The organism is Cellulosimicrobium funkei, from assembly GCF_900155925.1.
Lineage (GTDB): Bacteria > Actinomycetota > Actinomycetes > Actinomycetales > Cellulomonadaceae > Cellulosimicrobium > Cellulosimicrobium funkei.
In genome coordinates, this window is sequence record NZ_FTMI01000003.1 from 385,216 (window position 1) to 397,970 (window position 12,755).

Annotated in this window: 15 protein-coding genes; 10 read left to right on the top strand and 5 right to left on the bottom strand. The window is 74.6% G+C overall.

What is annotated here, in order from left to right:
• Positions 1-96 precede the first annotated feature (96 nt).
• Positions 97-1,761, top strand: a complete 1,665-nt coding sequence (lnt, locus tag BXA05_RS09875) for an apolipoprotein N-acyltransferase (RefSeq protein WP_143311118.1) — start codon at positions 97-99, stop codon at positions 1,759-1,761.
• Positions 1,758-2,576 carry a polyprenol monophosphomannose synthase gene (locus tag BXA05_RS09880; RefSeq protein WP_076404868.1) on the top strand — a complete coding sequence of 273 codons (819 nt, stop codon included), beginning with the start codon at positions 1,758-1,760 and terminating at the stop codon, positions 2,574-2,576. Before lnt ends, BXA05_RS09880 begins: the two co-directional genes overlap by 4 nt.
• Positions 2,577-2,662: 86 nt before the next feature.
• Here the strand turns inward: BXA05_RS09880 and BXA05_RS09885 are convergent, their stop codons facing one another.
• Positions 2,663-3,007, bottom strand: coding sequence for an RNA polymerase-binding protein RbpA (locus tag BXA05_RS09885; protein WP_021483180.1), 345 nt, complete (start codon positions 3,005-3,007; stop codon positions 2,663-2,665).
• Positions 3,008-3,372: 365 nt separating this feature from the next.
• Between BXA05_RS09885 and BXA05_RS09890 the strand changes: the two genes are divergently transcribed.
• The 3 genes from BXA05_RS09890 to BXA05_RS09900 all read left to right on the top strand — a co-directional run bounded on the left by BXA05_RS09890 (position 3,373) and on the right by BXA05_RS09900 (position 6,243).
• Positions 3,373-4,560, top strand: coding sequence for an LLM class flavin-dependent oxidoreductase (locus BXA05_RS09890; RefSeq protein WP_034656123.1), 1,188 nt, complete (start codon positions 3,373-3,375; stop codon positions 4,558-4,560).
• 150 nt (positions 4,561-4,710) lie between these two features.
• Complete coding sequence (locus BXA05_RS09895) at positions 4,711-5,349, top strand: FMN reductase (protein WP_043651674.1); 639 nt, start codon at positions 4,711-4,713, stop codon at positions 5,347-5,349.
• 150 nt (positions 5,350-5,499) lie between these two features.
• Positions 5,500-6,243, top strand: a complete 744-nt coding sequence (locus BXA05_RS09900) for a hypothetical protein (protein WP_076404869.1) — start codon at positions 5,500-5,502, stop codon at positions 6,241-6,243.
• Positions 6,244-6,264: 21 nt separating this feature from the next.
• On the opposite strand, the gene BXA05_RS09905 is transcribed toward BXA05_RS09900, so the two are convergent.
• Positions 6,265-6,705: a pyridoxamine 5'-phosphate oxidase family protein gene (locus tag BXA05_RS09905; RefSeq protein ID WP_076404870.1), complete on the bottom strand. Its 441-nt coding sequence runs from the start codon at positions 6,703-6,705 to the stop codon at positions 6,265-6,267.
• 37 nt (positions 6,706-6,742) lie between these two features.
• Between BXA05_RS09905 and BXA05_RS09910 the strand changes: the two genes are divergently transcribed.
• A complete protein-coding gene (locus tag BXA05_RS09910) occupies positions 6,743-7,216 on the top strand; it encodes a hypothetical protein (protein ID WP_076404871.1) in 474 nt (157 codons plus the stop codon).
• A 30-nt stretch (positions 7,217-7,246) separates the two neighbouring features.
• Here BXA05_RS09910 and BXA05_RS09915 read toward each other — a convergent pair whose 3' ends face one another.
• Positions 7,247-8,005 carry a DinB family protein gene (locus BXA05_RS09915; protein WP_076404872.1) on the bottom strand — a complete coding sequence of 253 codons (759 nt, stop codon included), beginning with the start codon at positions 8,003-8,005 and terminating at the stop codon, positions 7,247-7,249.
• Positions 8,006-8,266: 261 nt separating this feature from the next.
• Between BXA05_RS09915 and BXA05_RS09920 the strand changes: the two genes are divergently transcribed.
• Positions 8,267-8,791, top strand: coding sequence for a putative immunity protein (locus BXA05_RS09920; RefSeq protein ID WP_076404873.1), 525 nt, complete (start codon positions 8,267-8,269; stop codon positions 8,789-8,791).
• A gap of 61 nt (positions 8,792-8,852) precedes the next feature.
• Here BXA05_RS09920 and BXA05_RS09925 read toward each other — a convergent pair whose 3' ends face one another.
• Together BXA05_RS09925 and BXA05_RS09930 are read right to left on the bottom strand one after the other, a co-directional pair.
• Positions 8,853-9,275 (bottom strand): hypothetical protein, encoded by a 423-nt coding sequence (locus BXA05_RS09925; protein ID WP_076404874.1) that lies wholly within the window; start codon positions 9,273-9,275, stop codon positions 8,853-8,855.
• A gap of 273 nt (positions 9,276-9,548) precedes the next feature.
• Positions 9,549-9,941, bottom strand: coding sequence for a DUF7660 family protein (locus BXA05_RS09930; protein WP_143311119.1), 393 nt, complete (start codon positions 9,939-9,941; stop codon positions 9,549-9,551).
• Between the two features lie 175 nt (positions 9,942-10,116).
• Here BXA05_RS09930 and BXA05_RS19725 point away from each other — a divergent pair, with 175 nt between their 5' ends.
• The 3 genes from BXA05_RS19725 to BXA05_RS09945 all read left to right on the top strand — a co-directional run bounded on the left by BXA05_RS19725 (position 10,117) and on the right by BXA05_RS09945 (position 12,709).
• Positions 10,117-10,596, top strand: a complete 480-nt coding sequence (locus BXA05_RS19725; RefSeq protein ID WP_143311120.1) for a hypothetical protein — start codon at positions 10,117-10,119, stop codon at positions 10,594-10,596.
• Between the two features lie 240 nt (positions 10,597-10,836).
• On the top strand, positions 10,837-11,544 hold the full coding sequence (locus BXA05_RS09940; protein WP_211435850.1) for a histidine phosphatase family protein: 708 nt from the start codon (positions 10,837-10,839) through the stop codon (positions 11,542-11,544).
• 103 nt (positions 11,545-11,647) lie between these two features.
• The gene (locus BXA05_RS09945) at positions 11,648-12,709 is read left to right on the top strand and encodes a tyrosine-type recombinase/integrase (protein ID WP_076404877.1); all 1,062 of its coding nucleotides are present in this window, start codon (positions 11,648-11,650) and stop codon (positions 12,707-12,709) included.
• Positions 12,710-12,755: the final 46 nt, after the last annotated feature.

Genomic DNA, 12,755 nt, shown 5'->3' on the forward strand with positions numbered 1-12,755 from the left:
GAGCCCCCGGCCGCTTCCGCCGGGCGATCCCGCCCCGCAGGCACGGCCGCCCGTGCGCCCGAGACGGGCACGCCCCACGACCGGCAGCCCGACGCCGTGCCGGACGCTGGGCCAAACGCACGGCCCGACGGCCGACCCGAGCGCGAGGTCCCCGCGGGTCCGTCGACCGCCGTCCCGTCGCGGCCCCTGACGCTCCTGCTCGCCCTGGCGGGCGGCCTGCTCACCGACACCGCGTTCCCCGACCGCGGGTGGTGGCCGCTCGCGTTCGTCGGCGTGGCCGCCCTGTTGTGGGCGCTGCGCCGCGACGGCGCGCGCTGGGGCTTCCTCGTGGGCCTGGTGTGGGGCCTGGCGTTCTTCCTGCCGCACCTGTGGTGGGCGAACTATGCGACCGAGACCGTGCCGTGGCTCGCGCTGTCCGTCATGGAGGCGTGCTTCGTCGGGCTGCTCGGTGCCGCGTGGGTCTGGGCGCGCCGCTGGTCATGGCTCACGGGGCACCCCGGGCAGCAGGCCGTCGCGTTCGCGGTGCTGTTCGTCGGGGCCGAGCAGGCGCGCACCGAGGTGCCGTTCGGCGGGTTCCCCTGGGGCCGGCTCGCGTTCTCCCAGGCGGACTCCCCGCTGGGTCGCGCGGCGTGGCTCGGGGGAGAGGTCCTCGTGTCGCTGCTCGTCGCGCTCGTCGGGGCGCTGCTCGCGGTCGCGGTGCTCGCCGTGGTGCGCCGTCGTGACGTCGCGACCAGCGACGTCGTGGCCGGCGCCGTCGTCCCCGTGGCCGTCGCGGCCGCGCTCGTGGTCGCACCGCTGCTCGTGCCGCTCGACACGCGCGCCGAGGCGGGCACGCTCGCCGTCGGGGCCGTGCAGGGCAACGTGGGCGAGCCCGGCCTCGGGTCGTTCGCGAACCGGGCCGAGGTGCTGAACAACCACCTGCAGGGCACGCTCGCGCTCCTCGACGACGTCGAGCCGGGCGACCTCGACGTCGTGCTGTGGCCCGAGAACGGGTCCGACCTCGACCCGCAGACCACGCCCGAGGTGGCGCGCGCCATCGACGACGTCGCGCAGGAGGTCGGCGCGCCGATCCTCGTCGGCGCGCAGGAGTACCCCGAGACCGGCGGCCGGTACAACGTGTCGCTCCTGTGGGAGCCGGGCACCGGCGTCGTCGACCGCTACGCCAAGCAGCACCCGGCACCGTTCGGCGAGTACATCCCGCTGCGCTCCCTGCTGCGCGTGTTCTCCGACCAGGTCGACCGCGTGAGCATCGACATGATCGCGGGCACCGAGACCGGCGTCGTCGACCTCGACGCGCCCCGCCTGGGGCGCACGGTGCCGCTCGGCGTCGTCATCTGCTTCGAGGTCGCCTACGACGGCCTCGTGAACGACGCGGTCGACGCGGGCGCCGAGCTGCTCGTCGTGCCGACCAACAACGCCTCGTTCGGGTACACCGCCGAGTCGACGCAGCAGCTCGCGATGTCGCGGCTGCGCGCCGTGTCGACGGGCCGCGCGACCGTGCAGGTCTCGACCGTCGGCGTGAGCGGCGTCATCGCCCCCGACGGCACGCTCCTGCAGAGCACGGGCCTGTTCACCGCCGACCAGATGGTCGCCGACCTGCCGCTGCGCACCAGCCTCACGCCCGCCGTGCGGGCCGGGGACTGGCCGGGCCGCGCCGTCGAGCTCCTCGCCCTCGGCCTCCTCGCCGCGGGCGTCGTCACCGCCGTCCGCGAGCGGCGCACCCGGACCGCCGCGGCGCCGGCCGGGGACGAGGCACCGTGAGTCCGCGCGCGGGGGAGGGCGGCGTCCCGGGCGGGCGCGTGCTCGTCGTCGTGCCGACGTACGACGAGGCGCTGACCCTGCCGGGCACGCTCGCGCGCCTGCGCGCCGCCGTCCCGGACGCGGACGTGCTCGTCGTGGACGACGCGAGCCCGGACGGGACGGGCGACCTCGCCGACTCCGCGGCCGCCGCCGACCCGGGCGTGCACGTGCTGCACCGGGCCGGGAAGGAGGGCCTGGGCGCCGCGTACGTCGCGGGGTTCGGGTGGGGCCTGGACGCCGGGTACGACGTGCTCGTGGAGATGGACGCCGACGGCTCCCACCAGCCGGAGCAGCTGCCGTCCCTGCTCGCCGCCCTCGGCCCCGCCACGGTGGACGGCGCGCACGACGGCGCGGACCTCGTCATCGGGTCGCGCTGGGTCCCGGGCGGGCGCGTGGAGAACTGGCCGCGGCACCGCGAGGTGCTCTCGCGCGCGGGCAACGCGTACGTGCGCCTCGCGCTGGGGCTGCACCTGGGCGACGCGACGGCGGGCTACCGCGCCTACCGCGCGTCCGCGCTGCGCGCCGTCGACCTCGCGAGCGTGGAGTCGCACGGGTACTGCTTCCAGGTCGACATGGCGTGGCGGGTCGTGCGGACGGGTGGCCGCGCGACGGAGGTGCCGATCACGTTCGTCGAGCGCACGGCGGGGCGGTCGAAGATGAGCCGCGCGATCGTCACCGAGGCGCTGTGGAAGGTCACGGTCTGGGGTGCCCGACGGCGCGCGGCCCAGCTCGCGAGCCTCGCGCGGTCGGTCGCGGGGCGGCACGGCACGCGCTGAGGCGTCGCCGCGGTGCTGGGCGCGACGCGGAGAGGCCCGGACCCCTCGCGGGGGTCCGGGCCTCTCGTGACGGGTGCGGCGAGGCGTCAGGCGCTGCGGCGCAGCTTGCCGGCGCGCAGCAGGCCGAGGCGCTCGTCGAGGAGCTCCTCGAGCTCGGAGATGGTGCGGCGCTCGAGCAGCATGTCCCAGTGGGTGCGGGCGGGCTTGCCGGCCTTGGGCTCGGGGCGCTCCGCGTCGCGCAGCAGCGCCTCGGCGCCGCAGCGGCACTCCCACACCGGGGGGACCTCGGCGTCGGTCGAGAACGGCAGGATGATGGTGTGCCCGTTGGGGCAGTCGTAGTGCGCCTGGAAGCGGGGGGCGAAGTCGACGCCCTCGTCCGACTCCATGCTCTTCGCACCGATGCTCATCCCGCGCAGCGAACGGTCGGCCATGGTGTCCTCCTGAGGGGTCTTCGGGGGTGGGTGGGCGCGCCCGGTGGGGGTGCGGGCAGCGGCCCGGTCTACGAGAGGCAACGCCTCACGTGCGGTCGGTGTTCCGACGCGCCGTGAAGGTCCGGTGAACGTCGCGGGGCCTCACGACCTGGTGGCCCCCGCGGTGCGTCGTGCCGGCCCGCCTCGGCGCGCCGTCCCAGGCTCCCGGGTTTCGATGCCCCGCGCAACTCCGCGGCCCCCGCCCGGCCCCGGACGTGTGCACGCTCACACCCCCGGGCCGGGAGTGTGGGAACAAACCCGGGGGGAGCCGGGTTGAGCGGCATGTACATGCAAACGCATCGACCTAGGACTCACGGGAGCACACCATGCAGTTCGGCATCTTCACCGTCGGCGACGTCACGACGGACCCCACGACGGGCCGGACCCCCGACGACACCGAGCGCGTGCGGTCCATGCTGACGATCGCGAAACACGCGGACGAGGCGGGGCTGGACGTCTTCGCCACGGGGGAGCACCACAACCCGCCGTTCGTCCCGTCCTCGCCGACGACGATGCTCGGCTACCTGACGGGCGTGACGAAGAACATCGTCCTGTCGACCTCGACCACGCTCATCACGACGAACGACCCGGTGCGCCTCGCGGAGGAGTACGCGATGCTCCAGGTCATCTCGGACGGCCGCATGGACCTCATGATGGGCCGCGGCAACACCGGCCCGGTGTACCCGTGGTTCGGGCAGGACATCCGGCAGGGCATCCCGCTCGCGATCGAGAACTACGCGCTGCTGCGCCGGCTGTGGACCGAGGACGTCGTGGACTGGGAGGGCAAGTTCCGCACCCCGCTCCAGGGCTTCACCTCGACGCCGCGGCCGCTGGACGGCGTCCCGCCGTTCGTGTGGCACGGGTCGATCCGCAGCCCCGAGATCGCCGAGCAGGCCGCCTACTACGGCGACGGGTTCTTCCACAACAACATCTTCTGGCCCATGAGCCACACCAAGCAGATGGTGCAGTTCTACCGTCAGCGGTGGGAGCACCACGGCCACGGCCCCGCGGACACCGCGATCGTCGGGCTCGGCGGCCAGGTGTTCATGCGCAAGGACTCCCAGAAGGCGTGGGACGAGTTCCGCCCCTACTTCGACAACGCGCCCGTCTACGGGCACGGGCCCTCGATGGAGGACTTCACGCGCGAGACGCCGCTCACCGTCGGCTCGCCGCAGCAGGTCATCGACCGGTACGCCGCGATGCGCGACCACGTGGGCGACTACCAGCGCCAGCTGTTCCTCGTCGACCACGCGGGCCTGCCGCTCAAGACCGTGCTCGAGCAGATCGACCTCCTCGCGGGCGAGGTCGTGCCCGTGCTGCGCAAGGAGATGGAGGCCGTCCGCCCCGCGCACGTGCCGGCGAACCCGCCGAGCCACGCCGAGCGCGTCGCGGCCGCCCGCGCCGCCGGGACCGAGGGCGCCGCGCACGTCGGCGGCACCGAGGACCTCTGGACCGGGCGCACCGCCGAGGACGACACCCGCACCGCCACCGCCGGTGCCGCGTTCGGCCTGTGACGCCCGCGACACCCGCGCCGTGACCACCCGCCCGACGGCGTACGGTCGAGGAGTGCCCCGCACCCGCGACCGGCCGCCGTCGGGCACTGCAGCACCCGGCCCGCGACGGGCCGCACCCCGCACCGCACGTCAGCACCTCAGGAGCACCGCATGACCGCCAGCACCCCCGCCCCGGACCGCCGCCTCGTCGTGGTGTCCGCCGGGCTGTCCAAGCCGTCCTCCACGCGCCTGCTCGCCGACCGGCTCGGCGAGGCCACGGTGCGCGAGCTGCAGGGCCTCGGCGTGAGCGCCGAGATCGAGACCGTCGAGCTGCGCGACCACGCGCACGCCGTCGTCGACGCCATGCTCACCGGCTTCCCGACCGGCGACCTCGCGGGCGTGCTCGAGCGCCTCACCGCCGCCGACGGGATCGTCGTGACCACCCCGCTGTTCACCACCACGTACTCCGGGCTGCTCAAGTCGTTCGTCGACGTCCTCGACAAGGACTCGCTCACCGGCACGCCCGTCCTGCTCGGCGCGACCGGCGGCACCGCCCGCCACTCGCTCGCGCTCGAGTACTCGCTGCGCCCCCTGTTCACCTACCTGCGGGCCGACGTCGCCACGACGTCCGTGTTCGCCGCGACCGACGACTGGGCGGCCGCCGAGGGCGACTCCGGGGGCGGCCTGCCCGCCCGCATCGCCCGCGCGGGCCGCGAGCTCGCGGAGAAGGTCGCGCTGCGCAAGAACACCGGCCCCGCCGACCCGTTCGCCGGGACGCCCGACTTCACGGCCCTGCTCGGCGGCCTGTGACCTCCTGACCGCGCGCCCCGGCCACCGGTGCTCCGGCCGGGGCGCGCACCCCCGCCCGACCTGCGACGACACCCCGCCCGCACCGCGACCGGCCTTGCCCCCGGCAGGCCCGTCGCGGCAGGATCGGGGGACCGACGACGGGGGAGCACCATGCGCCGCAGCACCACCGAGGACCAGGCCGCGCGACCCGGCGACCCGGAACCGGCCACGCGCCCCGCCGCCCCGCAGACCCTCGCCGTCCCCGTCGTCGAAGCCCTCGCCGACCACGCGCCCCGCCCCGACCATGACGTCGCGGCCCCACCCCGGCGCCGGCCCGTCGGCATCGTCCGGGCACCGCAGCCCACCCCCGACGCCGCCCGGTTCACCGCCGCACCCCGGTACCCCGCCATGTTCCACGTCGCCGGGGGCCGCCTCGTGTGGGACGGCACGCGCCTGCGCCTCGTGCGCGGCGACGACACCGTCCTGCAGCCCGCCGGGCGGCCCGTCGTCACCGTCACCGGCGACGGCCCCACCGTCGCCGTCACCTGGCGCGACGACCAGCACCCCACCGCCCGCGCCACGCGCGCCGTCCTGCTCGAGGGCTCCTCTGCCCGGTTCGCGCGCTTCGCCCGCTCGCTCGCCGCCACCCGCCCCGGCGCCATCGAGCTCGACGACCGCACTGCGCCCTCCGCCCGCGTCCCGCACCTGCGCCCCGACCATGCCGGGACCGACCGCCGACCGGGAGTGTTCACGCGTGCCCTGTGGCGCGTCGTCGGGCGCGTAACCACCGACCCGGCACCGACCGGCAGGGGAGCGGACCTCGTCACCCGGCTCGAACGCCTCGCCGCCCTCCACCGCGCCGGAGACCTCACCGACACCGAGTACGCCCGCGCCAAGCAGGCCCTGCTCGACTGACCGGCCCGACGGGGGAGTACCTCAGTCCCCGACCGGACCCCACCCGATCACGTCGACCTCGATCATCACGGACCGGCCGTCGCGGAAGTCCCCGTACCGCGCCCACGCCGGCGTGACCCGCAGCAGCACGATGTCGTCGTCCAGCAACGACCCCGCGAACTGCGGGAACGCCGCCGCGTACGCCGCGGCGCAGCGCCGCCGGCCCGCACCGGCCGGGACGTCCGCGACACCCTCGCACTGCACGGTCGTCCCGTCCGTCCCCCCGACCGTCACGGCGACGCGCGGGTCCCGGGCCACGTTCGCCACCTTGCGCGACGACGCGCGCGCGTCGAACACCAGCTCACCCGCGTCCGTCGCCGCCACCGCGAGGAACGCCGCCTGCGGGCCACCGTCATGACCGATGGACGCCACGACCCCCCACCCCTGAGAACGGACGAAGCCGACGAACGCCGCACGATCCATGCCGCCACCGTAGCCTCCGCCGTGATATCCATCCACGATGGACCTGTCCCGCCACCCGGCCCGACCCACCCTCCTCGTCGGCGCCGCGCTCGTCGCCCTCACCGCCTGCTCCGGGCCCGTGACACCCCAGGATCTCGTCACCCGCCTCGCCGACGCACCCACCCCCGACGACGCCCTCGTCGACACGATGACGCCCGACGAGATGGACCCCACCTCCGCGCGACGCCTCAGCGAGCTCGACGGGGCCACCTTCTACGCCGGGTCGGGCACCCGCGACGGGCAGGACGTGGTCTGCCTCGTCACCGTCGTCGAAGGCGACACCCCGGACGACGACGCCGGAGCCTCCACCTGCGGCCTCGTCACCGACCTCGACGACGGCCACCTCCGCCTGGAGTACGGCGACGCCCAGACCCTCGTCACCGCCACCCTCGTCCCCGACGGGCTCCCCACCGACCCCGACCTCACCCGGCTCACCCCCAACCTCGCCGCCCAGGTGACACGCACCACCTGACCCCACGCACTACAGCCGGAACGCCCGCGCTCACCCCGCCAACGACGCCTCGACCACAGCCAGGTCCCGCACCGCGAACCGGTGGTGCTCCCACTCCTCCTCCAGGATCACGTGCACGCACGACAACGTCGTCTCCGGATACTCCGGCGACCACGGGTTGTGACGCACCACCCCCAACGACTCCGGCGTCACCCCCGCCAGGAAGTCCCGCACCATCGCCACCCGGCCCGCCCGCGCCTCCAGCACGTCGCCGAACGACGGCGTCCCCACAGCGAACAGCGACAGGTCCAACCCGTCCTCCGCCGCCTGCGGACCCGGCTGCCCCAGAGGATGGAACGGCTGCTCCACCCCCAGCACCGCACGCCCCAGCCACGCGTCCGTCGCCAGCACCAGGTGCCGCACCGTCTGCGCGAACGACCACTCACCCTCCACCGACACGTCCACGGCGCTCGCGGGCAACGCCGCCACCCGCTCCAGCGTCGCCGCCCACGTGGACTCCAGCGCCGCCCACGCCACCCGCAGACCCTCCGGATCCGCCGCCCGCCGCAGCTCCCGGCCCGGGAACCGCCGGTCCAGCTCCGCCTCCACGAACCCCCGCACGTCCACCCCGTTCACCAGCACCGGAGCATCGCCGTCCGACAACCACGGCGCGTCGACGTCCAGACCCTCCACCTGCGCACCCCGCACCACGACCCCGGACAGGTCCGGCTCCACGAACCGCGAACCCCGCAGATCCACACCCTCGAACGTCGCACCCCGTAGATCGTCGGAGCGGGTGAACCGGACCATGAGCGCCTCCTCGAGAACGGCCCGCCCGCCACGACCTGCCAGACCCGGGGGAGAGGACCCATCGCGCCGACGACACGACACGAAGGTCCCGGCCCGGGGGAGAGGCGTCAGCACCTCCCGGGCGGACGGCGAACGGGGACGTTCGCACCGTACGCCGCCCGACCCTCGCCCCACCAGAGCCCCCCGGCCATCGGCCCCACGACCTGGCCCACGCACCCCCCGGGCTGGTGCCCCGACACCGGACCGGGGGAGCATCACACCATGCCGATCCTTCCCACCGACCGAGACCCCCGCCTCGTCACCATCCGACGCGGAGGCACCCTCACCGACGAGCACCACCACCAGATCGCCCGATGGGCCGTCGACTGTGCCGAGCACGTCCTGCCCCTCTTCGAACGCGCACGACCCGACGACACCCGACCCCGGGACGCTCTCGACGTCGCCCGCGCCTGGATCCGCGGCGACGTCCCCATGAAGACCGCCCACACCACCGCCTTCGTCGCCAACGCCGCCGGCCGCGACCAGGCCGCACCCCTCAAGTACGCGGCGCTCGCGGCCGGACAGGCCGTCGCGGTGGCGCACGTCGCCGCCCACGGGCTGGGCGCGGCGGCGTACGCGATCCGCGCGGCTGCCGCGGACGCCGCAGCACGGGGGGAGGACGCCGAGGCGGCGCGCCTCGCGGAACGGGACCGACAGCGCGGGCGTATCCCGGCCGAGCTGCGCGAGCTCGTGCTCGACGACCAGAGGCGTCGCAGCGCGATCTGCTGGCACGTGTTCGACGACTGACCCCGAGCCCGGCTCGGACGGGTTCGACCGTGGTGTCACGAGCGCGGTCGGACCTGGTGGCTCAGTGCAGGAGGTCCTCGTACGCGACGAGGGGGATCCGGCCGTCCGCCGCGGCGGCGACCTGCTCGTCACCGGCCACGAGGACGTCGGCCTGGAGCGTCGCGACCGCGACGTACTCGGTGGCCGACGTGTCGTCGGCGTCGATCTCGCGCGCGATGCGGAACGCCGTCGCGCGCGAGACCCGGTCACCGAGCAGACGGATCCGCAGCGACGCGACACCTTCGAGACGCTCGCGCGCCGTCTTCTCGTCAAGGGCGCCGCGGCGCACGTCCTGGTACAGCATCGACAGCGCGTGGCTGCGCAGGACGGACGGCCCGACGAGCGGGCGGCGCGCACCGAGGGTCACGTCGTCGAGCACGAGACGCAGCGCGGTGACCGCGTCGATCGCGCAGCGGGTGGACGGTTCCAGGCCGGCGGATCCCATAGGGCCAGTACACACCCGCGGACCCGCAGGGTGCCGTCGAAGGTCGCGGTGCTCGGCGGCTCTCGGCCGCACCTCTGCTCGACGAGGGCGCCGGGGGAGTAGTTGGTACCTCGCATCTCACGTGCCTGTCGCGTCCGTGGAACAGCGTTCGGCGATCTGCGCGTCTAGGTCAGCAGCATGCCAAGACCAGGGGAAGTCGTTCGTGAGGTCCTGGAACCGCCCGGTGACGCGAACACCACGCGGATGTCCTGGCGCGCGTGAGGCAACGGGTCTTCATTCGTGCGTCGCAGCCGCGCGCAGGGCATCGTCGACGACCGTCCACCCGTCGGGGGGTGTGGTCCTGCGGTCGGCATCGTTGCGGTAGTACGCGTCTGAGTTCTCGAGCCATCGCGCGAGCGCCTCGAGGTACTCGTGGAGGGAACGGTTGCTCCAAGGGTCGTCGGCAGCTGCGGCAGTCGCCAAGGCTCGGGCCGTCGCGATGACCGTCCGCCTGCCGGAGCCGTTCGCCTCGGAGGGGCAGCCGGCCAGTCGACAGCTTTCGTCGACGTCGAAGTCCTGGTGCTCGAACTCGTAGTGGAAGCAGACGTAGTGCATCCGCTCGAAGGTCTCGTACTCGGCCGCGCCCACGCGCACGCTTCGATGGCACCGGCGGCACACGAGCTCCATGCGGCGATGTTGTCAGAGCGAGCCGTCGAACAGGCTCCGGACCCGTGCTGGCAGGAGCTTGGCGACCCATGACAACACTCATCATCAGCCGCCGATAATGTACATTATGTCATTACGCCGGAGATGAAGCGCCCTCCGGCGCATCACCAGGCGCCCTGGTGGACTCCCCTTCGTCATGAGCACGACGACGTACGCACCGCAGCTTCTCGCCCCGGCCGCCCGCAACGCCGACCGCCGAGCGGCTCGCCGCGCCGTGCGATCCTTGCAGCGTGCGTCGCGGTCCGGTATCGGCGCGTCCGTCGCACCGGCGCCCTCGAAATCCGTCTCAGCATCTTCGGGCGCGTCAACCTCGGTGTTCACGGCCGCCGCACCGGACGCCCGTCGGTCTGGACGCGTCCTGATCACGTGCGCGACGCTCGTCTGGTTGCCGGTGCTCGTCCTGACCGTCCTGGCGTTCCTCGTCATCGGCGCCGTCGGCGGCCTCGCGGCGGCCGGCGTGTGGACCTGGCGCACGGTGTCCCCCGTGCAGGCCCGTCCCACGAACGATGCCGACCAGCGTGCCGACCGCCCGTCGTCCGCGAGCTCGCCGCGACCCGGCGCAGCGCCCAGCAGCCGACGGGTGGTTCGGGACCGCACCATCGGCTACGATGCCTAGAAGCGGACATAAGACCCAAACCATTGTGTTTAGGTCAACACCATGGTGACGCGCGAGTGCGAGCGGTGACCGCACGACGGGTCGCCGGCCGTTTTTTCGGATCACCATCCTGCCGCCGGGTCCGCCGGAGCTATCGATCCCCCGCTCCAGGCGAGGCTGCCCCTGCGTCACGGTGCACGCCCGCCACGACGCTCCCCTCGCCGCCGCCGTCCTGTCGGCCGTGTGTGCCACCCTGTCCCGGTGCCCGACGCTCCCCGACCGCTCCTCGCTCCCCCGCTGCCCGACCTCGTCGGTGTGCGCGAACGCACCGTGCACGTCGTGACCCACCCGGAGGCGACGCACCACGTCGACGGACTCGTCGGCGGCCAGCACGACTCCGACCTCACCCCCGCCGGGCTGCGGCAGGCGCACCTCGTCGCGACGGCGCTGCGCGCACGTGTCCCGGCCGGTGCGAGGACGGACGTCGTCACGTCCGACCTCCTGCGCACGCGCCGCACCGCGACCGCGGTCGCCGACGCGCTCGGCACGGCGGTGCGCCTCGACCCCCGGCTGCGCGAGGCGTCCTACGGCGAGGCCGGCGGGCGGCCCCAGGCGTGGCTCGACGCACGGTTCGTCCCGCCGCCCGCGACGGGCGACCGCCTGCGGCACGACGTCGGTGTCGCCGGCGCCGAGACCCGCCTCGACGTCGCGCAGCGCGTGTACGCGGCGACGACGGACCTCCTGCGCCGGGACGCGGACCACCAGGTCGTCGTGACGCACGGGTTCGCCGCCACGTTCGTCGTCGCGGCCTGGATCGGCATGCCCGTCGACGCCGCGGGGCACGTCGCCTTCCCGGTGCCCTCGGGCAGCATCACGACGCTGCGTGAGGACGGCTACTTCCACAACCGCGCCGTCGTCGCCCTGGGCGACGTCGCGCACCTCGCCGCGGGTACCGAGGCGCGCGGCTGACGACCACAAGAGCGTCGGTGCAGGTCAGCGCGCCGCGGGCGGGCAGCGCTGTGGGTGGCGCGTCCTAGGCTGACGGCGACCCGTCCCCCAGGAGGCCCGCACCATGGTCGCCCCGCCCCGCCTCGAGCGGATCACCGTCGCCGAGGCAGCCGACCGCTATCTCGCGTCCGTCGCCGCGCAGACCCTGCGCGGCATCCTGTCCCCCACGACGCGCCGCAGCTACGAGCGGGACGTCGCGGAGTTCGCGCGCCTCGCGGGACCCGCGCGCATCCTGGACGACGTCACGGGCGAGGACGTCGACGACGTGCTCCTGCGCTACCAGACCACGCCCGACGGCCGGTACGCCGATGCGTCCCGCAAGCCCGGCAGCACGGGCCGCTCGGCAGCGACGGTGAACCGGTTCCGCCAGTCGGTGACGCGCTTCTTCGCGCACGCCGCGCGCGAGGGCTGGGTGCAGGCCGACCCGATGCAGTGGGCCGCTCCCCCGGCCCGCCTGCGCGACGGGCTGCGCGTCGCCCGCACCGCGCTGTCCGCGGGCTCGGCGGCCTCGCTGCTCGAGGTGTCCGCCGCCCGCGCACCCGGGGAGCCCGCCGTCTCGCGCCGCGACCAGGACCTCCAGCTCCGTGACCGCCTCGTCGTCGCGCTCCTCCTCGTCCTCGGCCCGCGCGTGTCCGAGCTCGAGCGGGCGAACCTCGACGACTTCTCCCGCGAACCGGACCAGACGCGATGGCGCATCCAGGGCAAGGGTGGCCACGTCCGCACCGTCACGCTGTCTCCCCCGCTCGCGGACGCGCTCGAGGAGTACCTCGCGCGCCTGCGCCCGACGCTCCTCGCCCGCCGGCCCGACGACCCGGACGCCCGGCGCGCGCTCCTGCTGTCGTGGCGGGGCCGCCGGATCGACGCCCAGGCCGTGCGCGGGCTGCTGCGGCGCTGCGTCGAACGCATGCCCGCGCAGTACCGTCGCGAGGCGACCCCGCACGCGCTGCGCCACACGACCGCGACGCTGCTCGCCGCGGAGGGCTGGGACGTCAAGGTCGTCGCGGAGCTGCTCGGGCACGCGTCCATCGCGACCACCGGCGTCTACCTCGACCGCATCGAGGGCGAGCTCGCGGCCGCGATCCGGGCCCACCCGCTCTCCGCGGCGCTCGAACCCAGCGAGGCCTGACCGGCCCGAGCACCCGGGCGGTGACCTCGGGGGCGCTGACACCCGG